27 protein-coding genes and 1 pseudogene are annotated in these 25,624 nt (G+C 36.9%); 10 read left to right on the top strand and 18 right to left on the bottom strand.

The genetic code is table 11. From position 1 onward, the window contains the following. Positions 1 to 17 precede the first annotated feature (17 nt). The 6 genes from IGJ39_RS06825 (at position 18) to IGJ39_RS06800 (ending at position 2,980) form a co-directional block, all read left to right on the top strand. On the top strand, positions 18 to 311 hold the full coding sequence (locus IGJ39_RS06825) for an rRNA processing protein (protein WP_065095803.1): 294 nt from the start codon (positions 18 to 20) through the stop codon (positions 309 to 311). Between the two features lie 162 nt (positions 312 to 473). Further along, positions 474 to 665, top strand: a complete 192-nt coding sequence (locus IGJ39_RS06820; RefSeq protein ID WP_065095802.1) for a hypothetical protein — start codon at positions 474 to 476, stop codon at positions 663 to 665. Positions 666 to 700: 35 nt separating this feature from the next. Further along, positions 701 to 1,045: a hypothetical protein gene (locus IGJ39_RS06815; protein WP_065095801.1), complete on the top strand. Its 345-nt coding sequence runs from the start codon at positions 701 to 703 to the stop codon at positions 1,043 to 1,045. Continuing rightward, positions 1,042 to 1,566: a hypothetical protein gene (locus IGJ39_RS06810; RefSeq protein WP_195273474.1), complete on the top strand. Its 525-nt coding sequence runs from the start codon at positions 1,042 to 1,044 to the stop codon at positions 1,564 to 1,566. The genes IGJ39_RS06815 and IGJ39_RS06810 overlap by 4 nt, the downstream gene beginning before the upstream one ends. A 114-nt stretch (positions 1,567 to 1,680) precedes the next feature. Next, a complete protein-coding gene (locus IGJ39_RS06805) occupies positions 1,681 to 2,625 on the top strand; it encodes an L-lactate dehydrogenase (protein ID WP_438764347.1) in 945 nt (314 codons plus the stop codon). 79 nt (positions 2,626 to 2,704) lie between these two features. Further along, entirely contained in the window at positions 2,705 to 2,980 is a 276-nt protein-coding gene (locus IGJ39_RS06800; RefSeq protein WP_019724663.1) for a hypothetical protein, read from the top strand. Between the two features lie 75 nt (positions 2,981 to 3,055). On the opposite strand, the gene IGJ39_RS06795 is transcribed toward IGJ39_RS06800, so the two are convergent. Beyond that, positions 3,056 to 3,229 (bottom strand): hypothetical protein, encoded by a 174-nt coding sequence (locus IGJ39_RS06795; RefSeq protein WP_010735481.1) that lies wholly within the window; start codon positions 3,227 to 3,229, stop codon positions 3,056 to 3,058. A 745-nt stretch (positions 3,230 to 3,974) separates the two neighbouring features. Continuing rightward, a pseudogene (locus tag IGJ39_RS06790) lies at positions 3,975 to 6,514 on the bottom strand (cation-translocating P-type ATPase). A gap of 261 nt (positions 6,515 to 6,775) precedes the next feature. On the opposite strand from IGJ39_RS06790, the gene IGJ39_RS06785 reads away from it, so the two are divergent. Further along, entirely contained in the window at positions 6,776 to 7,264 is a 489-nt protein-coding gene (locus IGJ39_RS06785; protein WP_019723858.1) for a GNAT family N-acetyltransferase, read from the top strand. Positions 7,265 to 7,301: 37 nt separating this feature from the next. On the opposite strand, the gene IGJ39_RS06780 is transcribed toward IGJ39_RS06785, so the two are convergent. After that, complete coding sequence (locus IGJ39_RS06780; RefSeq protein ID WP_010735484.1) at positions 7,302 to 7,616, bottom strand: hypothetical protein; 315 nt, start codon at positions 7,614 to 7,616, stop codon at positions 7,302 to 7,304. Between the two features lie 76 nt (positions 7,617 to 7,692). Further along, positions 7,693 to 9,864 (bottom strand): type IA DNA topoisomerase, encoded by a 2,172-nt coding sequence (locus IGJ39_RS06775; RefSeq protein ID WP_195339268.1) that lies wholly within the window; start codon positions 9,862 to 9,864, stop codon positions 7,693 to 7,695. A 418-nt stretch (positions 9,865 to 10,282) separates the two neighbouring features. Between IGJ39_RS06775 and IGJ39_RS06770 the strand changes: the two genes are divergently transcribed. Continuing rightward, positions 10,283 to 12,163 carry an RNase A-like domain-containing protein gene (locus IGJ39_RS06770; protein WP_195339267.1) on the top strand — a complete coding sequence of 627 codons (1,881 nt, stop codon included), beginning with the start codon at positions 10,283 to 10,285 and terminating at the stop codon, positions 12,161 to 12,163. A gap of 70 nt (positions 12,164 to 12,233) precedes the next feature. Here the strand turns inward: IGJ39_RS06770 and IGJ39_RS06765 are convergent, their stop codons facing one another. Together IGJ39_RS06765 and IGJ39_RS06760 are read right to left on the bottom strand one after the other, a co-directional pair. Then, a complete protein-coding gene (locus IGJ39_RS06765; protein ID WP_019722813.1) occupies positions 12,234 to 12,815 on the bottom strand; it encodes a hypothetical protein in 582 nt (193 codons plus the stop codon). 14 nt (positions 12,816 to 12,829) lie between these two features. Then, positions 12,830 to 13,396, bottom strand: coding sequence for a hypothetical protein (locus IGJ39_RS06760; protein WP_019722814.1), 567 nt, complete (start codon positions 13,394 to 13,396; stop codon positions 12,830 to 12,832). 393 nt (positions 13,397 to 13,789) lie between these two features. On the opposite strand from IGJ39_RS06760, the gene IGJ39_RS06755 reads away from it, so the two are divergent. Together IGJ39_RS06755 and IGJ39_RS06750 are read left to right on the top strand one after the other, a co-directional pair. Beyond that, on the top strand, positions 13,790 to 14,407 hold the full coding sequence (locus IGJ39_RS06755; RefSeq protein WP_019722815.1) for a hypothetical protein: 618 nt from the start codon (positions 13,790 to 13,792) through the stop codon (positions 14,405 to 14,407). A 17-nt stretch (positions 14,408 to 14,424) separates the two neighbouring features. Further along, complete coding sequence (locus tag IGJ39_RS06750; protein ID WP_019722816.1) at positions 14,425 to 15,042, top strand: hypothetical protein; 618 nt, start codon at positions 14,425 to 14,427, stop codon at positions 15,040 to 15,042. Here IGJ39_RS06750 and IGJ39_RS06745 read toward each other — a convergent pair. The 12 genes from IGJ39_RS06745 to IGJ39_RS06690 form a co-directional block, all read right to left on the bottom strand. Continuing rightward, complete coding sequence (locus tag IGJ39_RS06745) at positions 15,020 to 15,493, bottom strand: hypothetical protein (protein WP_019722817.1); 474 nt, start codon at positions 15,491 to 15,493, stop codon at positions 15,020 to 15,022. The two genes, IGJ39_RS06750 and IGJ39_RS06745, sit on opposite strands and share 23 nt — an antisense overlap. A 54-nt stretch (positions 15,494 to 15,547) precedes the next feature. After that, positions 15,548 to 16,126: a hypothetical protein gene (locus IGJ39_RS06740; protein ID WP_019722818.1), complete on the bottom strand. Its 579-nt coding sequence runs from the start codon at positions 16,124 to 16,126 to the stop codon at positions 15,548 to 15,550. 20 nt (positions 16,127 to 16,146) lie between these two features. After that, positions 16,147 to 16,704, bottom strand: coding sequence for a hypothetical protein (locus tag IGJ39_RS06735; protein ID WP_019722819.1), 558 nt, complete (start codon positions 16,702 to 16,704; stop codon positions 16,147 to 16,149). A 342-nt stretch (positions 16,705 to 17,046) separates the two neighbouring features. Continuing rightward, positions 17,047 to 17,667: a hypothetical protein gene (locus tag IGJ39_RS06730; RefSeq protein WP_019722820.1), complete on the bottom strand. Its 621-nt coding sequence runs from the start codon at positions 17,665 to 17,667 to the stop codon at positions 17,047 to 17,049. Positions 17,668 to 17,705: 38 nt separating this feature from the next. After that, positions 17,706 to 18,287, bottom strand: a complete 582-nt coding sequence (locus IGJ39_RS06725; protein WP_019722821.1) for a hypothetical protein — start codon at positions 18,285 to 18,287, stop codon at positions 17,706 to 17,708. 66 nt (positions 18,288 to 18,353) lie between these two features. Then, a complete protein-coding gene (locus IGJ39_RS06720) occupies positions 18,354 to 18,977 on the bottom strand; it encodes a hypothetical protein (RefSeq protein WP_438764342.1) in 624 nt (207 codons plus the stop codon). 507 nt (positions 18,978 to 19,484) lie between these two features. Beyond that, positions 19,485 to 20,633, bottom strand: coding sequence for an LCP family protein (locus IGJ39_RS06715; protein ID WP_019722823.1), 1,149 nt, complete (start codon positions 20,631 to 20,633; stop codon positions 19,485 to 19,487). 114 nt (positions 20,634 to 20,747) lie between these two features. Beyond that, positions 20,748 to 21,608: a shikimate dehydrogenase gene (locus tag IGJ39_RS06710; RefSeq protein ID WP_019722824.1), complete on the bottom strand. Its 861-nt coding sequence runs from the start codon at positions 21,606 to 21,608 to the stop codon at positions 20,748 to 20,750. 181 nt (positions 21,609 to 21,789) lie between these two features. After that, on the bottom strand, positions 21,790 to 22,560 hold the full coding sequence (locus IGJ39_RS06705) for an ABC transporter ATP-binding protein (RefSeq protein ID WP_019722825.1): 771 nt from the start codon (positions 22,558 to 22,560) through the stop codon (positions 21,790 to 21,792). A 2-nt stretch (positions 22,561 to 22,562) separates the two neighbouring features. Further along, positions 22,563 to 23,444 carry an ABC transporter permease gene (locus tag IGJ39_RS06700; RefSeq protein ID WP_019722826.1) on the bottom strand — a complete coding sequence of 294 codons (882 nt, stop codon included), beginning with the start codon at positions 23,442 to 23,444 and terminating at the stop codon, positions 22,563 to 22,565. Further along, on the bottom strand, positions 23,441 to 24,466 hold the full coding sequence (trpX, locus tag IGJ39_RS06695; protein WP_019722827.1) for a tryptophan ABC transporter substrate-binding protein: 1,026 nt from the start codon (positions 24,464 to 24,466) through the stop codon (positions 23,441 to 23,443). Before trpX ends, IGJ39_RS06700 begins: the two co-directional genes overlap by 4 nt. Positions 24,467 to 24,889: 423 nt before the next feature. After that, the gene (locus IGJ39_RS06690) at positions 24,890 to 25,516 is read right to left on the bottom strand and encodes a hypothetical protein (protein WP_029593979.1); all 627 of its coding nucleotides are present in this window, start codon (positions 25,514 to 25,516) and stop codon (positions 24,890 to 24,892) included. Positions 25,517 to 25,624 lie beyond the last annotated feature (108 nt).

Raw genomic sequence — 25,624 nt, 5'->3', positions numbered from 1 at the left:
ACAAGGAGGACGAGAACATGACAAATTATGATGGAGAAAAAGAAAAACGCTTAAGAGGGTCAATGGCGCCTAAAACAGATGATGAAGTTGCGTTAGCCGGAACTAATTCAGGTGAAACAACAAATAAAGAAGAGGCGTTAGCTGGGACCAACTCCGGTGAAGAAAAAGAAGTCGCGATGTCTGGTTCAAATGCTGTGGAAGAAGAGTCTGAGCATCCTACAAAGAAACATCATTTGAAGGAAGAACTAGATGAAGTGGTAGAAGAAGCGAAAGAAAAATTTGACGCTTTTAAAAGGAAACACAAAGAATAAGTAATCAAAAAAAGAACTTGTATCCACATGAGCCATGTTGAAGGCTTACGGATGCAAGTTCTTTTCTATTTTTTCAAAATAAGTCAAAAAAAGTTTTTTTCGGACCAGCCTTTCATTATAAACTATGATTGCTTATTGTATGTCTAAAGGAGGTGAAACATAGTGGTTGGTCAAACAGACATCATTCAATTATTGACAAAATATTTTATCAATAACACATCTATGATCATTGGTATCACAAGTTTTGTTATTGTTTTATGTGTTTTTATTTCTGTAAAAATGGTTGCACAACCTAAAATGGGGAAACCATCTAAACAAGCACTCGCCAAAAGTCGATATAAAAAGAGTAAGTAATCACTGGAACAAAGAGGAGTAGGGGGAAAAAGAAAATGGGCATGTACTGGGTTTTAACATTTATTGCGCAACAGCAGGAAAATTTTCCATCAGCTAGTCAAGCAGGTAAGCTTGCTGCTTTTCTTATGTCGTTTATTATTCAGTTTGGTTTTTCTGGCTTTTTTACGGTTTACTTACTTGTCGTAATTATTTGGCAAATATTCAAATATATTAAAAGAGTGACTCGTAAAGATCGCAGACACTTTAAAAAAGAAGTTGCGGCTTCTTATAAAGTCCAAGAAGAAAGAGTGAAGAGCAATATAGAAAAAGAAAAGGCCCGAGCAAGTAGACAAAGAGATGTCTTTGAGCCATGGCACCAGAATGAGGAGCAAGAAGATTGAGGGATTTTATACTGTATCAGTTTCATCGATTATTCAATACAAATACATATCGGGAAATGCTATTCCAACGAATCAACGAAGCTATCTATTCGACTTATCATGCTGCAAACTATCCTAAATATACTGGTGAGAATGAAATGGAGCGGTTAACTAACAAGCTCAAGCGCAGTGAAAGAAGAAAAAACTGGATACCTAAACTTGGGGATCCACTCTATAAAAAACCTTCTTCAAGAATTTATGTCGAAGATCTACAACTAAAAATTTCTCCTACTCGTTTGGAAGGAGATCCTAATTTTAGCTATCTCTCACGACAATCCAGTACCAATTCTTTACCTGATGATCATCAAGCTTATCAATCAACAAAACCTGAACCTATGTCTTTACGATCTAAAGTAACAAAACTTTCACCGCAAATGACTGCTTTAGTAAAAACAAATGATCTATCAATTAAAGGCTTGCCCACTTGTCGTAAAGAAATACCAAGAGTGAGAAGAACACAATCCGACTATGGACGTTATTGATTTTCTATAAAAAATTATTATAGTATATATAATTTCTATATTATTGAAAAATGATAGCAACCGATTTATAATTTTCATGAAAATAACAAAGAACGGATGAAAGGTGTGTTAGACATGAAAAAAACAAGTCGTAAAGTTGTAATCGTAGGTACAGGATTTGTCGGTACAAGTATTGCTTATGCGATGATCAATCAAGGTGTTGCCAATGAACTTGTCTTAATCGATGTCAACCAAGAAAAAGCAGAAGGAGAAGCTTTAGACTTACTAGATGGAATGGCATGGGGCGAAAAGAACGTTTCCGTATGGTCTGGCACGTATGAAGAATGTAAAGATGCAAATCTAGTGATCTTAACTGCTGGCGTGAACCAAAAACCTGGTCAAACTCGCTTAGATCTAGTGAAAACAAATGCAGCAATCACTCGTCAAATCGTTAAAGAAGTCATGGCTTCAGGTTTTGATGGTATCTTCGTGGTTGCTTCAAACCCAGTCGATATTTTAACTTACTTAACATGGCAAGAATCCGGCTTACCAACTTCAAGAGTGGTAGGAACTGGAACAACTTTAGATACAACTCGTTTCAGAAAAGAAATTGCTTTGAAACTTGCAGTTGATCCACGTAGCGTACATGGTTATATCTTAGGTGAGCATGGGGATTCAGAAGTAGCTGCTTGGTCACATACTACAGTCGGTGGTAAACCAATCATGGAATACGTTGAGAAAGATCATCGTTTAGAAGAAAATGATTTAACAGTACTTGCTGATAAAGTAAAAAATGCAGCTTATGAAATCATTGACCGTAAAAAAGCAACTTATTACGGTATTGGTATGAGTACGACTCGAATCGTCAAAGCCATTCTAAATAATGAACAAGCTGTACTACCAGTTTCAGCTTACTTAAATGGTGAGTATGGTGAAGAAGATATCTTTACTGGTGTGCCATCGATCGTTGATGAAAATGGGGTAAGAGAAATCATTGATCTATCGATCACACCTCAAGAAAAAGCAATGTTCCATCAATCAGTCAGTGAATTAAAAGCCGTACTTGATACTGTACGCTAACATCAGCAATGAAATGAACAAAAAACGGGAACAATCGGGATAGCAAAAAAATTATTTCCGATTGTTCCCGTTTTTTTTGATGATAGAAGAGTATATAGAAAAGAAAGGAGCATTTATGGGTATAGCTATTATTAATGAAAAAATAATGCCTTTAGTTGGTATTGCGTTTCTATTATGGATCGTGATTCTCAGTTTATTACTTATCTCTTTACTATGGAAGAATAAGAAAGCAAAGTACAGCTGGGATAAAAAAGGAGCCAAGGTTGTTCCGTTAGTTTTTGCTGTTGTTTTACATATTCTATTTGGAGTATTTATCGGGATTATTTTTTATCATATTTCTGTGATCCGTTTTTAGTGAATTATAAGAACATTTGAACGGAGAAGAGGGCATTCGTAGATAGAGAAAAAAGAGGCTATAGGGCTTAGACTCTTACAATTTGTTGAATTTATCAACGATTTTCTTCTTCTCCATTGCGATTTTTTCTAAGTCTAAAATCGCTTTCTTTGCACGCATCAACTCGATCATTTCAATCATATCTTGTTCATTGGCTTCATTTAATATGTACTGTTTGATTTTTTCTTTCTCTAGTTTGACAATTTTCATTTTTTATCACCTCAGTTATTATTCTATAGATAACATATCACATTAAACTTGGCCTAAGAGAACCAAAAAAGTGATTTTCGAGGAAAATAAGGAACTTAAATAGCTAAGTTATTTAAAGTAATAATAATAGAAAAAGATCGTTAAATTGATCGTTAAGATACGATTCATGAATAAACATATAGAATTAGTAAAACATACTATTAGAATGGCTGATATAGATTAGTTGATGATAAATACATAAATTGACGAAGTCATAAAAAATTCTTGAGACCAACTTAAATCTGATGCAAGAATGTCAATCTGATATTTTGTAGATTGTAGGAATATAGATTTAAAATTTAAGTTTTCTGTAAACAGATGGTTGGTAACTAATAAGAGAAAATAAACAAATCAAGTGCAAAATAATTTTAAAATTTTGCAAAAGAGTCAAAAATCGTTTTCGTGGTAAAATTCGGATTAATTCTGGTTGATAACGGTTCATACTTCATTTGAATCTACTTTGTATAATATATATTATGTAAACTAGAATAAATGAAAAATGATTACCTTCATAATTCCTTGTTCTAACCTCTCTCACTAATCGTAAATTCCCATAATTCTCTAGTTTTTTTGTTATCTGTATTTATTTTGATCATTTGCGCTTTTTTAAGTCATTTTAAGAAAAGTTCGTCCGTAGCTTCGGGAAAAATAAACGACAGACGAACATAATTAAACTTAACTAAGAGAAAATCCTTCAGGTAATTCTTTAAAACAGATGTGTCCATTTTTTCACTTCGATATAGGCTACTGGAATAAAAGATAAACCAAGAACCCATAGCCAGTTGGAAAGTCCAATCGTAACAAATCCAAAGATATGTTGTGTCAGAGGGATTGTCACTAATAAGACAATGATCAATGCACCAATTGCTGTAGTTAAGACTAACAGTGGATTGCCCAAAAATTTCAATCGTAAAATAGATACTTCACTGCGACAATTATACATATGGCTGATCGTGGATAACCCTAAGACAATAAATGTCATTGTTTCAGCAATCGCTACTGATTGTGTACGACCAATAACTATAGCCAATAATGTGACGACGGTAAACACGACAGAGATTTCAAGGATCTTAAAGGTCAATCCTCGTGAAAAAATGCTACCGTATTTATGGATCGGTTGTTTTTCCATATTTTTTTCCTCTGCAGGTTCGACACTTAAACTAAAACCAGGGATGCCATCTGCGACTACTTTGATGATCAACAATTGGATCGCTGTGACTGGCGCCCCCCAACCTAAGATCAAAGAAATCAATACGATCGTTAAAGCTGAAATATTACAACCTAACATGGCATATAGAGATTTACGGATATTTTGATACACTCTTCGCCCCTCATCTACCGCTTGGACGATCGTTGCAAAATGATCGTCTACTAAAACCATATCAGAAGCTTCCTTCGCCACTTCCGTTCCACTCCCCATAGCAATGCCGACGTCCGCTGCTTTTAATGCCGGAGCGTCGTTCACTCCGTCCCCTGTCATGGCGACAATTTCGTCATTTTGTTGAAAAGCTTTAACGATTCGTATCTTGTCCTCAGGTGACGTTCGAGCAAACACTCGATACCTATCGATAGTTTCGGCTAACTGTTTGTCACTCATTCTTTTCAGTTCCGCCCCTGTCATTGCCTGGTCTCCTTCTCCCATTATCCCTACTTCTTTAGCAATACGTGAAGCTGTTAATAAATGATCGCCAGTGATCATAACGGTTTTGATTCCTGCTTTTTTGCTATTTCCACTGCTTTTGCTGCTTCTTTCCTCGCTGGATCGATAATGCCGATAAAGCCGACAAATGTCAGCTCCTCCTCTAGTTCTTCCTCTGATAATTCTTCGATTGATTGTTGAAATACCTTGTAGGCTACCCCTAATACACGGTACGCTTGATCAGCAAGTTGATCATGTTCCGCTTGGTAATCTTCGTTTAGATTCACCAAGTGTAGTCGATCGAATGCTCCTTTTGTGACTGAAAAATATTCTTGACCCATACGATAGACGACAGTCATACGTTTTCTTTTTGAATCAAAGGGCAATTCTTTGATTTTTTTCAAATCAGAAAGAGATTCCTGTAATTCTTTCTCCGAAAATCGATCTTTTACAGCTTTTTGAATCGCTAATTCCGTTGGATTGCCCCCTCCTTCTTTCTCAGAAAAACCACTCGCAAGATAAAACAGTAAAAGTAGATTTTTTTCCTTGTCTTTAGTGAAGTCTATAAGAGTAGGTAATTCTGTTAGAGGAACGATTTTTTTCAAGGTCATTTTATTTTCAGTAATCGTACCCGTTTTATCTGAACAAATCACAGAGACACCGCCTACTGTTTCAACCGTTGAAGGTGTTCGGACAATGGTTTTCTTAATTGCCATATTCCCCATTCCCACAGCTAAAGAGATGGTTACGACAACCGGTAATACTTCTGGTATTGCTGCAACTGCCATTGAAATTGCAGTCATGATACTTGATTCTAGGCTCAAACCTTTTACTAAACCAATTACAATTGCTAAGAAACCAGCAGTGATTGCGACTATCCCTAGTACTTTACCCAGTCTTTGCATTTTGACTTGCAGTGGTGCGACATGCGTTCCTTCATTCTTGATCAAATGAGAGATTTTTCCGATTTCTGTAGCATTGCCAGTTTTTTCAACTAAGACTGTCGCTTTACCTGTCACAACCAATGAACCTGAAAATACTAGGTCTTTACGATCACTCAATGCTTCATTATCAGTAGGTTGATAAGAAGCGTCTTTTTCACTCGGTTCACTTTCTCCAGTCAAAAACGATTCGTCAACAAAGAAATTAGTACTTGTAATTACTTTCGCGTCAGCAGGGACACGATCACCCAATTTAAGTTGTACAATATCACCAGGAACGATCTCAGAGCTGTTGATTTCTTTGATGGAACCTTCTCTCAAGACACGGCTAGATGGCGTACTCATTTTTTTCAGTTGATCCATTGATTTTTCCGCACTTTTTTGTTGCCGTATTGACAAATAAAGATTTAATAGGACAATCGAAAAGATAACGATTGGTTCTGTAAAATCATCCGGATGCGTTTGATAAGCAATAAACGTAGACAGTCCTGTGGCAACAAGTAAAATCAAAATCGTGATATCTTTCATTGCTTCTTTGAGATAAACAATAAAAGATTTAGTTGACTGAGTGTCAATCGAGTTTACACCGTAGTATTCTAATCGATCGTTTGCTTCTTGTTCTGTTAATCCTTTTTGTCTATCTGTCTGTAAGTTTTCTATTTTCATTCTGCCTATTCCCTCCCAAAACAAAAAGGAGCCAGGCAAACGAACCATTAAAGCCTACGGTTCGTTTGTCTGACTCCTACAAGATCGTTCCGGCGAACGCTCTTAAGTCATAAATTTTTTATGAAGTTATTATTTCACAGTTCAAGCAATGGGTCAAGGGAGATGTTGATAAAAGAATGTTCCTCTGAGTACAAAGTAAATTGACCCTTCCGTTCATTTGTATTACGATAAATAAACACGATAGAAAAGGAGCCTTGTCCGATGCTGATCCGAGAAATCAAACCACAAGATGATCCAATCATCAAAGAAATTATTCAAACTTCCCTAGAAACACTCGATTTAGCGATTGAAGGAACTGCCTATTTCGACCCACAAATAGACCATTTAACAGACTACTACCATGCTCTCCCCTGTGCTGCTTATTGGGTGGTGGAATTAGAAAATAAAGTAGTTGGCGGAATCGGAATCGCACCTTTCGACGAGCAAAAGCAGATATGTGAATTACAAAAATTGTACTTAGCCCCAGAAGCAAAAGGTTTAGGAATTGCCAACCAATTGATGGAAACAGCATTGTCTTATGCCACTCAACATTACCGTCAATGCTATTTAGAAACGATGCATTTATTAAAGCCTGCTTGTAAACTGTATGAAAAGTTCGGCTTTCACTTGATAGCTGATCCACTAGCAGGTTCTGAACACTCGACGATGGACGCTTGGTATATTAAAGATTTAAAAAAAGACGGCGAATAAGGAAATTTTTCTCTTATCGTCGTCTTTTTTTATCTATTTATATGAACTGTTGAATAAATTGCGTAATCACCGGTAAGAAATAAACAACACCCGCCGCAGCTAATACGAAAAGCAACTGTTTCCGTTGTTTCTTTCTTTTCAGTAGACTACTCGTTGTATGCAACAAGTATGTGCCACTCTTGGCTGCTGCGGTCAAAGTTGTCAAAATGACCGTCGGTGAGTAGCCAGTCGGATGTTTTGTAATAGCTAATAATTTGGTTCCGTATTCTGGATATGCGATGACCGCCTGATATAGAGCAACCAACGTTAACAACCCCATCGCATAATTCAAAAGCGAATTGATTTTTTTCACGTACAAGTACTCCTCTAACAATGATTACTTTAGTATTTTTTGGTTTAGGTATTTTAACTTTTCGGAATAAATATACCTACTCTTGTTTTTCCATCCAAGGAAATGAAAAGCCGATCGTTAAATCTTCTTTCAAAAAAAGGACAGCATCAAACTTTCCTTTTTTCCCAGTGAATCCTTTGACCACTTTACTAGTCTTACCTTTTGATAGCAACTCTCTAAGATTTGTTTTGGTCAATTTCTTCTGAGCAATCGTAGGCCATAATTTAAAATCACATTCCTTGTTCGTACATGTCGCGATTTTTGGATACAACATCACAATGCCTTTTTTACATTTGGGACAACGCCCGACTTGGTCATTCTTCTTCTCCATTGCTTCGATTTGCATCAATCCGCTTTGCTCTTCCGACAAGTCGACTGTTTTTACTTGTTCTGGGACGACTTCTAATAAATGCAGAATAAATTTTTTGATATTTTCTAAAAAGACTTCCGGCGTTCCTTGCCGTTCACCGATTTTTTTCAAATAACTTTCCCACCGCGCCGTCATCTCAGCGCTTGTCAGTAAAGATTCTCCTGCTACTGCTTTACACAAAGTGATACCTTTGGCAGTCACTTGAATATCATTTTTATTGACTTCGATATAGTGCCTTTGTTTCAAGTTTTCAATAATGCTCGCGCGGGTAGCTTCCGTTCCGATCCCTTCCACTTCTTTCAGAATCTCTTGCGCTTCTTCATCGTCTAAGGTCTTTCCTGCGGTTTTCATCGCAGTGATCAGCGTTCCCTCATTGTAGGGCTTAGGCGGTTGAGTCTCTTTCTCAAGGCTTCTCAGATCAACAGTCACTACCTCTTGTTCACTAACTTTAGGCAAAAGCTGACCATCTGATTTTTTCTTGCTTTTTACGGTCAAGATTTGTTGCCAGCCTTCTGCAATCGGACGTTTCCCGACACTTTTTAAACGTAATCGTTCCACTCCTGTAAGGATCACGGTTTCTTCATAGCGATAATTTTCTGCAAACATTGCTAAAGTTGTACGCATCACCTGCAAATAGATCGCTTGCTCCAGTCGGGAAAGCTTAGCAAAACGTTCCTTCGTCGGTATCGTTTTGGTTGGAATGATCGCATGATGCTCTTGGACTTTTTTTGCATCCACATATCGTTTTTTAGGAAATGTTTCAGGTGTCGCTACCTCTGTGATCCCTAAAAACGCTTTATAGCGATCAAGATTTTGGACAAGATACTGGTGTTCGCTTTCTGTAATGTAAAAAGAATCTGTTCGAGGATAACTCAAAAACTTACTTTCGTACAAGCCTTGGACTGCATCAAGTGTGGCTTTCGCACTGACTTTCATCAGTTGATTCATTTTCGATTGTAAACTTGACAAAGAAAACAAACGTGGACTACTTTGTTGTTTTTCTTTTTTCGTTACTTGTAAGATCGTTCCTTGTTGTTTTCCTAAATGTGCACCTTTTGCCTCTATCGCAGCAACTAATTCGTCCGCAGTCTTAAAGGTTTGCTTCGGCTCGATTTTACCGACAAACTGCCCATGTTGACTTTTGATCTGCGCTTCTCCTTCGAAATAAGGCTCTTTTTTAAACTTCCTGATTTCTTCTTGTAACTGGTAGATCATATAAAGCGTTGGCGTCTGCACGCGCCCCAATGAGAAGCTCCCTGAGATTCCTTTTTGTTGCAGCAGCAAACTATACAGTGGACTGCCATTCATCCCGATCAGCCAATCTGCATGTTGACGAGCTTGGGCTTCTTTATATTTCGGATAAAATTGTTCCGCAGGTTTCAGTTGTTTGAACCCTTGATATATCGCTTCTTTTTCTAATGAATTGATCCATAAGCGAAAGTACTGTTTTTGCTTCGTAAATGCGTTAGCTTGCTGAATGATCGACCAAGCAATCGCTTCACCTTCACGGTCACTATCTGTTGCGATAATGATCGTATCAGCTGCTTGTAATTGTCGTTTAACGATCGCAAATTGGGCCCGCTTCTCTGGAGGGACCGTATATTTGAACTGATCTGGAAATATCGGCAAGTTGGGCAATGACCACTTAGCCCAGCGTTCTTCATACTCTCCAGGAGGAACCATTTCCACTAAATGACCAAACCCGTAAGTGATCGTTACTTCACCTGTGAATAGTGGATCGCTGACTTCAAAATAACCTTCCTGCTTTTTCCTTTTTTTGAACGTTTCCGCATACGCTTTTGCTTGAGAAGGCTTTTCAGCAAGTATCACTGTTTTCATGTTTTCCCTCCTCTTCTTGATAAAATAAGAATTCTTTAACAGTTTACCAAATGGCTTTCAAAAAGAATAGCGAAAAAATTGAAGATGTTTTTGTTGAATGGAAAAAAGCGTTACAAAAAAATAACTATAATCACCTAAAGAAGAACATTTATCTTTTTATTATTATCATGCTGTTATTTTTAAATAAGGGTATAAACATTGATAAAAGAACAGCAAGGCTTAACATATAATTAGTATTTGCAAAGAAAATAACTATATAAAAAAATGAGTTTTTTTATAATTATAATTTTAAATAAACTTGAAGTTTGTTGTTATATTTTGGAAAATATAATTAAGCAACCTACGACACAAATAAGGAGGTTTTTGGTAGTTGAACTGTTGGTAGTCACTCAAGTCATTTGATAAAAAGGAGTAAAAAATGAAAAAATTTTATCGCCTATTACTTGTTGGTCTGTTGCTCGCACCTTTTGCCACTTTGCCACTTGATGTCCACGCCCAAGAAGCGATCGCTGGCGAAATCACCCAACCTGACGAAACCATCGTTCCGATCGATACCACCTCAGCGATTCCTTCGTCCGCAGAACCACAAAATGCAGCAGTTGCCTTAAACGTTTTTAATGGAATCAGCATGTCTGCTTATGCATCTGGTTTATCAGGTAGTACACTTAGCGCTGGCTTACTGTCGACCGCAGCCTCCGCTGTTCTTGCCCCCGCTCTGCTAGGGATTGGTCTAGGGGTCGGTTTTTATCAACTCGGTGCCTCTTTAGGCGTCGCAACAGCTGATTTAGCGAAAACAAACAGTGGCTTATTTGAATCGATCGGTAGCAGTGCCTCCACTCAAAATGAACTGAACGCTTTTGCAATGTCTGGAATCGATTCGACAACAAATACCTACAATTTCTCCGCAGCCTTACAAAACCGCTACGCACAAGATGTAACAAGCAATGCGTTGATGCGTGAGTACTTGACTGGCGAGAGCGACCACGGAATCTTTACTTTCAGCGTCAGTGACCGTGTTGAACTTTATCGTCGCTACATCAACTACACCATCCCTTGGACACTACGGGAACAAGCAGCGGTGGTCGGACGTAACACGTCACTAGCCGATTCTCTCTCCCAGAATGAGTTTTTCGTTTTAGAAAGCATCCAGTATGGCGAATCCGTTCGAGGAGCAGATGATGCTATCTTGAACATCACCGGTTCTTCTTACTACGGCTATGATTTCCCAGAACCTTTCAACTATCAAGTCAAGCTGGACACGAGCATCTCTACGCTCTTAACAGAGATCACAACAAAAGAACAATTGCTCGACTACGTCCAAGCAACCACACCATTTGAATTCGGGGTCGTCAATGAACCTTCTAAAGCCTTAGCTATTAAAACTGCCCAAGAAATGGCTGTCGCATATGATGAACGAACCAGCCAAATCAGCCAAAGTTTAAGCGAAGCCTTAGCTCCAAACAACAATGGATTAGACTTTGACCCTTCTGGAATGATCGCGACACTATACGGTGCGGCAGTCGTATTGGATCGTGCTGGAAACTTCATCTATGCTCAAACCCAGGAAGCAGTTCCATCGCATTTAGTTGGAGCGATTGAGTTTTCTTATAGTGATGAGGCAGTACCAAATGATGATTCAATCACTATTGATAGAAAACGTGGGGTGTTGGATGAAGAGACTGGAGATATAGTTGAGGATGGCACAGAAAATATTTTAGTTAAAAGAGCTATGGGCACAACGTGGAGTTTAGCGGCCTCATTAATAATTGCAAATCTTATAGAATCCTTAACAGAAGATGATGAGGAGGAAGATGATTATTGGTATACTCCGTTAGATTTATATTATGACGAATATTTTGCCTTAGGTGGTAGTAAGGGTCATACTATGGGTAGGCACATCGCAAAAGATAAATCATATCTAATGGATCGTATCATTGAGGATGGTCTAGAATCGGCGAGTACTTACCATGATATTTCAGGAGCAATAATAACAATTAACTATGGACTCTCCACAGCCAGAGCTCAAGGATATATTCCAGGAAAAAAAGATCGTTCAAAATATAAAGATCTCGGCAAAATAAATGACATTCCCAATCATAATATGATAACTTATACATCTATAGATAATTTATCGCCAAATTTAGGCTGGGGGTTTCAAGAAATAGATAATATAGGAATCATTGAGCATAATCAAATTGACGAAGGGTATGTAAGTTTCCAAAAGAAAAGTAAATTTATAAAAAATAATAGGAACTTTTATGTTAAGACATCTCATCCCTATATAGAATCTCTTAAATAATTAATGTAGAAAAAGCACCAATTAAATTGGACTATTTACAAATTTAATTGGTGCTTTTTTAATATTAAAATCAATCTGTCATAGAAGATCCTATGACAGTCAGTTTATTCGATGCAGTATCGTAAATCGTCCAAAGAAAGGCATCCATCCATTCTCTCCCAGGAGAAAAGTAATTCGACCAATTGTTATTCCAAGCATAAATGATCAACGCACTTTTCTTAGGGAATAATAATTTATTCAAGGAAATAAAATCTTCTTCGTTCCCACTATATGAATATGGTGGGAAAAGAAATGTTTGTGCATACCAATTTAAATAGCTTCCAGAAGCTGTTTTTTCAACAGAAAAGAAAACATCTGTCTTCATCTGTTTTCCATACATTAACTCTGGATTTACGGCATAACTCAACTTAATTGGGCTACATCGTATGGGTAAGTGATCAAAATAATGTAAATCTGTATATAGAAGACCTGGAATATTTCTTTTTTCATTCATTACTTTGATAAATTCAAGAGCGGCTTTGCGATGACTGGAGTATCCACGATAACCTGTTTCTTCAAAAAATACATAATCGAGTAAAAGTCCATTGATTGGAAATTTTTTTAAATAGAGTTTTTTTTTAAAATGATACGTATCTTCTTTTAATAACTTCATTCTGTCCTCCTCATTCAACTCAATGTTGATGCCCCACATACCGTAAATCTTTTTCTTGTTGGATCATAAATCGTCCAAAGGTACGCTCCTTTTCCGGAATGTTTTCCATAAGCGAAATAATCTGACCACGTGTTGATCCATTGATAAATGACTAATGTTTCCTTCTCGGAAAACAAGTAATTGTTCAGTTCAATGAAATCTTTCTTACTTCCTCTATAAAAAAAAGGAATTTTAAAAAAAGCGTAGGCATAATCTGAAATATAATGACCTTCTAAGTCGCTATGTGTAGAAAAAAAAGTATCGACTGGAATTCTTGTTGCTTCCATTAAATTGAGGTTTATGGAATAGGTTGCGAATATATTGACTGGAAATTCAAGTTTATTCGTATACTCAATTTGATCATGTCCTCTTCTTTGATTGAGGAACGTAACAAATGCCAAAGCTGCTTTTTTGTGACTTTCGTATCCTTGATTATTCTTTTCTTGGAAAAACGCATAGTTGATTGCTAAATCTTTCATCCAGATATTTTTTTCAACCATGGTCAGAACAAATCGATTTGTTTCCTTTTCTAAAAATTTCATTTTTCCCTCCTCTAGAAATGTTGTATGTACTCAATAAGTATAATTCCTATACTTTACAAAAAGACCTATTTATCTTTGGACCACCAAACGTATACTTAAATTTCATAATCATCCTCCGAACCTCTAAAAAATTAAACATAAAACCTAATATTTTTTTAATAGTTATTTTATATATATTCAAGTAGAATAACCATCTTTATAAGTTTATATTATCGCATGATAAAGAAATCGACAAGTTCCCCCGATTTATTTATCTTGTTTTTTTAAAGTCATATCTGCGAAACAAAAATTTATGTTTTTAAGAAATAAAAGTAAAAAACAAGCTCATGAAAACTGTAATATTGTTAATAAATTCAATCTGAATAATAAGTGGATTTTTTTGCGGAGGACAAAATGGAGTTATTGGAAAAAGAAACACTAGCATGCCGGGATAGGAGTGGAGAAAATATTCCAATTTATGTTAATTATGCCTTCTTTATTGAAAATAATGATCAAGGAATTCATAGTCACCAGCAAGCCGTATTAGGATATCTAGAATTTCTAAATCGCATCGTGCAATGTAACCGCTGGGCATCAGACCTCAGAGTGAAAACTGGGATACCGATCAGCAGAGAGAAATTCAACGAATATTTCTATTCAATAAAAGCTACCTCACTTATTTATATCAATCGAGATCCCGATTACTTAAGTTGGGAAACAGCCCCAATTTATGTCAATAAAAAAATGATGAAGGCAGAAGAAGTCAATCCCGATATTCTATTTAAAAATAGAGGAATCTATGAAAAAACTTTTTTCCATGAAACTCAAACAATCAAAGTGACTAAAGAGCAATTTTTAGCTCTCAATCAACAATTCTTTCCTGAAAGAGCCCAATTAAAAGTGTACGAGTGGGATACATCCTTTTCCAATCATTATAATCGTGCACGTGATTGTTTCGGTGCATATTTATGGAGTATTTATGATGAGAAAAAGCACCGTTTTACAGTTATCAGTATACTTTTGGAACCTTAGTAAAAGGAGACAAATAGATGGAACTATTAGAAAAAGAAACACTAGCATGTTGGGATTGGAGTGGTGAAAATATACCAATTTATGTTAATTATGCCTTCTTTATTGAAAATAATAATCAAGGAATTCACAGTCACCAACAAGCCATTCTAGGATATCTAGAATTTTCGAATCGAATTGTACAATGTAATCATTGGGCATTCGACCAAAGAGAAAAAACTGGGAAGCCTACAAGCATAGAACAATTTAACGAATATTTTTGTTCAATTAAAGCTAATCCGCTCATCTATATCAAGCGAGATCCTGATTACTTAGGTTGGGAAACATACCCAATTTATGTAAATAAAAAAATGATGAAGGCAGAAGAAATCAAACCCGATAGTCTATTTAAAAATAGAGGAGCCTATGAAAAAGCCTTTTTCCATGAAACTCAAACAACTACAGTGAGTAAAGAACATTTTTTAGTGCTTAATCAACGATTCTTTCCTGAAAGAGAGCATTTAAAAATCTACGAGTGGGATGCATCCTTCTCCAATCGCTTTAATCGTGCGCGTGATTGTTACGGTGCCTATTTATGGAGTATTTACGATGAAAAAAGAAAACGATTTACAGTAATCAGTGTATTTTTGAATCCTTAGTATTGTTCCATTGATAAATAATCAGTTTGGCTCTATTTCCAAAGATATGATTGTTCAATTGAATAAAATCTTTCTCCTCTCCTTTATAAGATGAAGATAATTTAAAGAAAGCAGTGGCATAATCGGAAGTATATTTCTTGTCCGAATCATAGGCTGTAGAAAAGAAAACATTTCCTTCGATTATAAACCCTTGCATCAGTAGTTGATTGATGGAATAAGTTTTTCTCAGATTGACAGGGAAATTTACTCTATCCGTATACTCAATTTTTGTATGTCCTCTCTTTTGATTGATTGCTGTCACAAAGGCAAGTGCTGCTTCTTTGTGACTTTCTTCTCCTTTGTAATTTTCTTCATGGAAGAAGCCGTAAGTGAGTACGAGCTCTTTCATCCAGATATTTTTTTCAACCATAGTCAGTACAAATCGATCTGTTTCCTTTTCCAAAAATTTCATCTTTCCCTCCACTAGAAATGTTGTATGTACTCGATAGTATTTTTCACGTAGTATTCAGTACCTCATCGAAGCACCTATCACCGTAAATTTTTCAGTTTCCCTCTCATAGATCGTCCATAAATACGCACCATATTCCTCTCTACCTATTGAAAAATAATTTGACCAATCATTGTTCCATTGGTAGATTATTAGGTTGTCTTGCATAGGAAATAGATACTCATTGGCTTTTAAAAAAATCTCTTCTCGCTGAGGTTTATATATCTGTGAGAGTATGGAATAAGCATAGGAAGATTCATATTTACCATTCTCACATTTAGTAGAGAAAAAGGCAGGGGGCAATACTGATTTCGCATACATCAACTCTGGGTTCACTGCATAGGGATAAGCCAATGCCTTAATAAAAATAGGTAAATCATCAAAACAATGTAATTCTGTTGAATGAACACATGAGTACCCTAGACTTTTTTCGTTCATCACCTTTATAAATTCAATCGCTGCTTGTTGATGACTCTCCACATTTCGATAATTCTTCTCTTTAAAGTAGACAAAGTCTAAATTTAAACGTCTTGTAAATAATGCTTTCTCCTCTAATTTTTGGCTCAATACTTCTGTTTCCTGTAGTAAAAACTCCATATTATATTTTTCTCCTAATCTCATAAAATGCTTGCATTGATCACCGTAAACTTATTTCTTTTAGGATCATAGATCGTCCATATAAAAGCCCCTCTATGCTGTCTGCCATAATGAAAATAATCTGACCAAGTATTATTCCACTCATAAATAATCAGTTGTTCCTTATCTGGAAAAAGAATATCGTTCATTTGAATAAAATGTTCTACTTTCCCGAGATAGTTTGAAGACATCTGGAAGAATGCATAAGCATAATTTGAAAGAAACGGTCTTTTAGGTTCCCGATAAATTGAGAAAAAAACCTCGTGACTTAAACGTCGAGCGGTCATGCGCGTAGGATTTATTGTATATTCTTGTATTCGGTTATCTAAATGTTCCTGCTTATTCCAAGTAATCATAGGATATCTTTTTTTCTGGTTCGCAAACTTAACAAGCTGAATTGCTGCTTGTTGATGACTGCTATCTTCCTCGTAATCTTTCTCATGAAAGAATAGAAAAAGAATCGGGATATTTTTCATTGGGATATTATTCTCCATCATAGTCAAAGGGAATCGATACGTCTCTTCATCTAATAATTTCAAATTGATCTTTCCTTTCTTTTATGTGATGATTTCTTTTCTATTATGTAGTCAATAAAGCACCAATCACTGAAAATTGAGTCAAAATCCGATGAATGAAATTTCTCTGCATATATTTCATAATAATCAGTTTTCGGTTTCCCTATGTTTTTATTACCCAATTATTTACTTTTACTAAATGATTCAATTGTTTAACCTACTTATAGGTTTGTTATCCTCTTACCCCTGTTCTGCTAAAAAAAACTCGATGATCGTAAAGATTTGGGTTCTAGGATCATAAACACTCCAAAGATAGGCGCCCCAGCCCACACGCGCATAATTGAAATAATTTTTAAGTTCTAAAATTTATTCATATCCTAAATAAATATCAATGACTGTAAATCTCTTTGTATTCGTATCGTAAATACTCCATAAATAGGCACCGATGCATGCTCTAGGATAGTTGAAGTAATTGGTAAACTCTGAATTCCATGAATAGATGATTAATTTGTCTTTTAAAGGAAAGAAACGTTCATTTACCAGATTAAAGTCTGTCTTAGATAACTTTGTACCATAAAATTCATCAAAAAAAGCTTCCTCATATACCCCGCCATCCATAAACAATTCCTTCGCAGTTAGTTCAATGCCTTCCATCATCTCTTCATTGACTTCAATGGGGTAGCCATCTATGTTTAACGTAGTAGGATCAATTGCTGTGTATATAATTGAATCAGAATTTAGTTCACGAAATTTCGCTACATACATTTCACGGGTAACAGATTTTCCAGCTTCTTTGCGTTTTTTTGATGACCAAAGATTTGTTCTTATTATGCGACTTGTATAATTTAAGTAAGCCAAAATTGCCTCTTTATGGGTGACCTTTCCTTGGTAATCACTTTCCTTAAAGAACGTATAACCAACATAATGCGGAAAAAGTATATCCCTTTTTTCTTCTAATGCTAATGTTTCTTTTACCAATAATTCCATATCTTTTCCTCCTCGAAGTTTAAAAGTCTTAATTAAACTCAATCTGTCATAGAAGACCCTATGACCGTCAACTTATTCGATGCAGTATCGTAAATCGTCCAAAGAAAGGCATCCATCCATTCTCTCCCAGCAGAAAAGTAATTCGACCAATTGTTATTCCAAGCATAAATGATTAACGCATTTTTCTTAGGAAATAGTTCATTATTTAAGGAAATAAAATCTTCTTCATTCCCGCTGTATGAATAAGGTGGATAAAGAAATGTCTGGGCATACCAATTTAGATAGGTTCCAGAAGCGAATTTTTCAACAGAAAAGAAAACATCTGCCTTTATCCGTTTTCCATACATTAACTCTGGATTTACGGCATAACTCAATCTAATTGGGCTACATACTACGGGTAAGTGATCAAAATAATGCAAATCTGTATATAAAAGACCTGTAATATTTCTTTTTTCATTCATTACTTTGATAAATTCAAGGGCGGCTTTACGATGACTGGAGTATCCACGGTAACCTGTTTCTTCAAAAAATACATAATCGAGTAAAAGTCCATTGATTGGAAATTTTCTTAAATAGAGTTTTTGTTTAAATTGATACGTATCTTCTTTTAATAACTTCATTCTGTCCTCCTCATTCACATGATTAATGATTCAATTGTTTAACCTAAATATAGGTTTGTTATCATTTTACCCCTGTTCCGCTAAATAAATTTCGATGATCGTAGAGATTTGGGTTCTAGGATCATAAACACTCCAAAGATAGGCGCCCCAGCCCACACGCGCATAATTGAAATAATTTGTAAACTCTGAATTCCATGAATAGATGATCAATTTATCTTTTAAAGGAAAGAAATGTTCATTTACCAGATTAAATTCTTTCTTAGATAACTTTGTACCATGAAATTCATTAAAAAAAGCTTCCTCATATACCCCACCATCCATAAACAATTCTTCCGCAGTCAGTTCTGTGCCTTCCATCATCTCTTCGTTGACTTCAATGGGGTAGCCATCTAAGTTTAACGTAGTAGGATCAATTGCTGTGTATATAATTGAATCAGAATTTAGTTCACGAAATTTCGCTACATACATTTCACGGGTAACAGTTTTTCCAGTTTCTTTGCGTTTTTTTGATGACCAAAGATTTGTTTTTGCTAAACGACTTAAATAATTTAGATAGGCTAAGATTGCCTCTTTATGGGTGATTTTTCCTTGGTAATCACTTTCCTGAAAGAACGTATAACCAACGTAATACGGAAAAAGTATATCCCTTTTTTCCTCTAATGCTAATGTTTCTTTTACCAATAATTCCATGGCTTTTTTCTCCTCTAAATAATGTTGTATGTACTCAATAAGTATAATTCCTATACTTTACAAAAAGACCTATTTATCTTTGGATCACCAAACGTATACTTAAATTTCATAATCATCCTTCGAACCTCTAAAAAATTAAACAGAACACCCAATTACCTTTTATTGTTATTTTATATGTATTTAAGCAGAATAACTATCTTTTTAATATTATATTATCGCATGATAAAGAAATCGACAAGTTTCTCCGATTGATTTATCTTGTTTTTTAAAGTCGTATCTGCGAAACAAAAATTTATGTTTTTAAGAAATAAAAGTAAAAAAATAAGCTCATAAAAAATGTAAAATTGTTAAGAAATTCAATCCGAATAATAAGTGGATTTTTGCGAGGAGGATAAAATGGAGCTATTGGAAAAAGAAACACTATATAGCAATTAAGACATCCACACAAAAAAAGCTTTTCCAGAAGTTATCACCTCCAGAAAAGCCTTTTTAACAAAACATCAACGATCATTTACTCAAAAATTGTTCAATCTTTTCACGGTTCATTTGTTTATCTAATACGAGGATACTACCCGCATAATCACTTTGACCATAGCTCCAAGTATTATCCGCTGGGACGCTTAAACGGTCGATTCCGCCAGCACCACGTAAGATAGAGAAACTATTTTTGACTAAAAAAGTCATCGGTACATCGGTGGATGTATAACCGATTGCTTTTCCGGCAGCATATGGCGCACGGATCAAGTTCAATGGATTTTTTAGTTGACCGAAAATCGCATCCATTACTTGTTGCTGTCTGCGGACACGACCGAAGTCGCCTTCTTCATCCATCCGGAAACGCGCATATTGCAACAGCACATGACCGTCCATCCGTTGTTTGCCTTTAGCGATATCAACACCGTCTAGATTCAAATCTTTTTCAGCATCGATCGACACGCCATTCATGAACATGGCATCAATCACTTTTTCAAATGATTTGAAATCGACTTTCATATAGTATTGACAGTTCAGCCCAAAGTTTTCTAACAAGGTTTGTCGGACTAACTCAGCGCCACCATAAGCATAAGCTGCATTGATTTTATTGTCTCCGACCCCAGGGATCGTCACGAAGCTATCCCGCATGAATGAGATCAATTTGGGTTTACGAGCTGGTCCATCTAATTGTAGAACCATGATCGTATCCGCTCGTCCCGCATCTTCACCCCTAGTATCGCTTCCTAAAATCAAAATATTGTGTGCGCCGCTTGTTGATTGGGTGCCATTGAATGTTTCTGAAGTCGCTGGTTCCAGTGACTGATCATTTTCAGCCACGAACTTGCCGACGAAAAATGAAATCAGTGAAAAGACAAACAAGACTAGTAAAATTCCTAAAATGATTTTCCACCAAGACCGCTTCTTACGTGGACCTTTGGGCTGTTTCTTTTTAAAGAGTCCTTTTTTCTGGGGTGGTTGTTCTGAATGAACGTGTTCTTCGTAAGGCGTTGAGTATCGAGAATCACTTGGACGTTCTTCATAAGTTTGTTCGTAAGAAGGGATTGCTTCCTCTTCAGGCTCTGCCTGTTTCTTACTTGCGCGTCGCCAAGATAGCGGCGATGACTTTTCTTTGATTGGTTTTGCTTTTTTATGGATGTTCTGATAGCGATCCATCCGACTCATTTGATTTCCTCCCTTTGTTCAACTCAGTAAAATCATACGATACTTCTTAATGAAAAACAGTAAGATCGTTGTAAATTTAACTAAAAGCTAACGAATCCTTTGATATCACTCGTTTCATTCCTTTGAAACGAGTAAAGGTTGGATCTCTTCAATCGGCATAGTCTCGCCTGTCCAAAGCTCAAAGGCAATTGCTCCTTGGTACATCAGCATCCCTAGCCCATTTCGTGTGAGACAGCCGATTGCTTTGGCTTCTTTTAGAAAGCGTGTTTCTTTAGGGGAATAAATCAAATCAAAAACTGCGATTTTCTTATGGAGAAACTGAGGATCAATTGGTATCAACTCTTTTTTTGCGCCCATGCCCATATCGGTACCATTGATCAAAAGGTCCGTATCTTCTAGATCTTTTTTCAACTGTTCAGTATCTGCATAATCTTTGACGATGATGGGACAGTTGGTTTGTTCCGCAACTCTCTCAAAATCCGCAAAGACACTCGCAAAAGTAGCATTCTTCCGTTTATAGATGACGATTTCTTTTGCTTGATCTAACGCCGCTTGAACAACGATTGCTTTCGCTGCGCCACCTGCACCTAGCATGGTTATTTTTTTGTTTTTGATTGCGACACCCGCTTCGTTGACTGAACGCATGAAGCCCATGCCATCCGTATTGTAGCCGATCAAGCGGTTGTCTTGCTGAACGATGGTATTAACAGCACCTATCAACTGCGCTTCTTGACTTAATTCATCTAAATAAGGAATAACTGCTGTTTTGTTAGGCATGGAAAGATTGACACCTAACATATTGAATGTACGTATGCTTTCAACCGCCTGCATAAGATTCGACTGATCGACTGTGAATGCCAAGTAAACAGCATCAATCGAACGCGCTTGAAAGGCTCTATTATGCATCAATGGAGATAAACTATGGGTAACGGGAGATGCAAAAATCCCTGCTAATCTTGTTTTTCCTGAAATCATGGAACGCCTCCTATAATACGCTAAAAATGCCGCGTCCATTCGTAGAACCTACGAAGGAACAAGCGGCATCAATCATTTTTCTGATATGAATCGTATTGATTTTGATTGTTATTATACCTGCTATCACAAGTATAAATTGAAGGAAACAAACTTGTCAAACGGAGATAGCGTTCTCGAATGACTAATCGATGACTTCTTCGAAGAAGTGTAAGAGATCGTTCATGGATAATGCTTGTTTTTCTTCTTTCGCTAAGTCTTTGACGATCCGACCTTTTTGTAAGACGATCAAGCGATTCCCATATTTCAAAGCATCTTCCATACGGTGCGTGATCATCAAGCATGTTAACTTTTGCTCTGTGATGCGTTGGTTGGTCAATTCCATCAGCAGCTTGGCTGTCTTAGGATCTAGTGCTGCGGTATGTTCATCTAATAAAAGTAATTCTGGCGCTTTGATCGTTGCCATCAATAAACTTAAGGCTTGTCGTTGCCCCCCTGACAATTCGCCAGCAGGTGTATCCAAATGTTGCTCTAATCCATTGCCTACTTCTTGGCATATTTTATAGAACGCTTCTTTTTGGTTTTTCAATTGACGCAAACGAAGCGTCCGTTTCTCACCTCGTTTTTGGGCTAACAATAGATTTTCTGCCACGGTCATCCGTGGTGCAGTCCCCATTTTTGGGTCTTGGAATACGCGTGATAGAAATAAAGCTCGTGCTTCTTCTGATAACTTAGTGATTGGCTGGTCTTTGAAATAAACCCCACCTTGACTTAATTGTAATGTTCCGGCAATCGTATTGAACAAAGTACTTTTGCCCGCCCCATTACCGCCAAGAACAGTGATAAAGTCTCCTTCATTGATAGTCAATTGGATATCATCCAATAATACTTTTTCTTCGTGCATCCCATTGTTGACTACTTTTCTACCATTTTTGATCGTTAAGATAGCTGTCATCGTTAGACCTCCTTTTCAAAGCCAGTTTTTAATTTCAATGCTTGTTTTACTTGTGGGATCATCAGGCAAGCCGCTAAGATGATCGCTGAGAATAATTTCAGATAAGTCGTATCAAAACCTAATTTGATAACAGCTAAAATCAATAGTTGATAGATGATGCTTCCGACAACGATTGCTAGTAAACGCTCGATCAATGTCAACTCTTGGAAAATGACTTCCCCGATGATGATCGAAGCTAGTCCGATCACGATCACGCCGATTCCTTTATTGACATCCGCATAGCCATCGTTTTGAGCGATCAGAGCACCAGATAAAGCAATGACTCCGTTAGATAAAGTCAAACCTAAGATTTTCATGCGGTCGGTTTTGATTCCTAATGAACGTGCCATTGTCTCATTATCCCCAGTGGCAATATAGCCTTGGCCTAGATCTGTATTGAAGAAAAAGATCAACACGCTGATCAATAAGCCCAGCGATAATAATCCTAATAGGACAGTGTCAAAATAATTCGGTAAATGTAGTGCGTGAAACACATCTTGTAGGACTGGATGATTCAACAATGAAAGGTTGGGTGTGCGCATCACGAACAAGATGACGGAGTTTAAACCGGACATGACTAAGATACCGGCTAAGATGACTGGAATCTTTCCTTTTGTATAAAGTAAGCCTGTAACAAGTCCAGCTGCCATTCCGGCCAAAACCCCTAGAATCGTTGCCAATAATGGACTAACGCCATGCGTGATCGCTGTTACACAGACAGCCCCACCAAGCGGGAATGAACCTTCTGTTGTCATATCAGGGAAATCTAAAATGCGGTAAGTCATAAAAATCCCTAAACCTAATATGGCCCATAACATACCTTGTGAAATTGCGGATACGATCATTGTTCTTCCTCCTTGATCTCTGTCAGTACTTTTGCATCTTTTTTGATGGATTCAGGAATCGTGATTCCTAATAGTTCTGCTTGTTTTTCATTGACGATGATATCGCCTTTATCAAAGACATAGACAGGGGTGGTGGCTGGTTCTTTCCCATTTGCTAAAGCGGCTGCCATTTTACCTGTTTGTACACCTAATTCGTATTGATTGATCCCGATTGTCGCTAATCCGCCTTGTTCAACCATCGTATCAACAGAAGGAATTACTGGGATATCCGCTTTATTTGCTTCTTTGATGACCGTTTGCATTGCGTTAGCAATCGTGTTATCTAAAGGAACATAGATAAAATCAACTGATTTGCTCATGACTTGGACGGTTTGTGCAATTTCATTCGTTGAAGGGACGGCATACTTCACTGGTGTTAGTCCTTTGGCTTTTGCCGCTTCTTCTGCTTGGCTGACTTGATAACGTGAATTGTCTTCTGATGATGCATAAAGAATCCCGACCGTTTTTGCTTTTGGTAACAGTTCTGTCGCTAACTGGATCTGCGCTTCCACAGGCGGTTGGTCAGAAACTCCTGTGATGTTGCCCCCTGGTGCTTCTAAACTTTTTACTAGCCCTGCCCCTACAGGATCAGTCACTGCGCCCAAGACAAGCGGGATATCTTTTGTGGTGTTTGCGATGGCTTGTGCTGCTGGTGTCGCAATGCCTACGAGAACGTCTGGATTATTTTGAACCAATTGCTGGCTCATGGTTGCTAACTTACTTTGGTCGGCTTGACCATTTTGGAAATTGATTTCTAGGTTTCGTCCTTCTTCCAAACCTGACTCTTTTAATCCATCTTTGATTCCCCGATAGATTTCATCTAACGCAGGGTGACTAACGAACTGTAAGACCCCAACAACTTTCTTATCACCTGTTCGATTTCCTTCAACAGGTGGCTGATCCTTGATCGTTTCGTAGATAAATGTACCGGTCAAATAGATAAGTATCAGTGCGATTACTGCGATCAATCGTTTATTTTTCATTTTTATTTCCCCTTTTTGTTATGTATTTTTTTAAATAAATCGGCTACGTTTGTAACTTCGAGCGAATGAACAAAAAAAAGACAATCACCGCTGGTACGGTCATTGTCTTTTACCAACAAAAAACCGCATAGAGCCATCTATGCGGTCGTCAAATTCTTGTCCAGCATAGATACAAACTTTAGAATCGTACATTGTTGTACTCTAAAAAGTTGTATCTACGAAAAAGTTCGCCCTTGATACAACTTATCTACGCCAGTTACGCCAATTATTTTTATGTTCTGATAAAAATTGAATTGATAAGTTCATCTTGGACCATCCTTTCCTTTAAGTGTTATCCTAAGTCTAATCGAATTTTATTTATCCGTCAACTAATTTTTTATTTTTTTGACTTTTTGTTATTTATCACTAAGTATTCCGCTACACTTACTCCAAGGTACTCTCTGTTGTTTCTTCCGCTTGTTCGCCGTTTGCTAATTCTTTTTCAAGTTGTTTGATGTTGATCAACGGTAATCGATTCAATGCAGGAACTAGAGTTCTTTCAAGTTCTTCTTTATTTTCATCAGAGAGGACTAAGCGATTTCTCTCTTTTCCGCCATCAAAGAAAATAATAGTGATTTTATCTTTTTCGATCCCATATCGTTGTTCTAATTCTTGGGTATCATAAACGAGTGGATAGAAGAAAATCGATCGATTCAATTCACTACTTTGTTGCGGATCTTCAAATATATCCACCACTTGCTTGTAAAGTTCACCCTTTGGCAGACTAAACATGACAGAGATGGCTCGACTATCAGTGATCTCTTGATGCGCGGAAGAAAATGGCAAAGGCTGTAACTTTTCGGAATGGATCGAGGAATAGATCAATGAATCCACCTGTGCTTCTTTGATTTTACTCGGCAAGAAAAACATCGCGACCGTCAACAAAAATGAACAGCTCAGAAGAAGACCGATCCGTCTGAAATATTTTTGAGGATGTTGCTCAAAATCCTCTGATAAATTCGTGTAGCTCATTATGATTTTATCCTTTATCTCTACCATTAATCGCTGCATTCTTTTTTCCCCCACCTGTTCTTTCTCTAATTATACCTAAAATCAAGCGAAAGAACGAAATAAAACACTAGTTTTTCATGTAATTTCTTTCTTTATTCTCTCTTTTAC

The organism is Enterococcus sp. AZ140, from assembly GCF_051714405.1.
GTDB classification, from domain to species: domain Bacteria; phylum Bacillota; class Bacilli; order Lactobacillales; family Enterococcaceae; genus Enterococcus_B; species Enterococcus_B pernyi.
The sequence above is the reverse complement of the archived record's forward strand: the minus strand, read 5'-3'. Positions and strand labels throughout refer to the sequence as shown.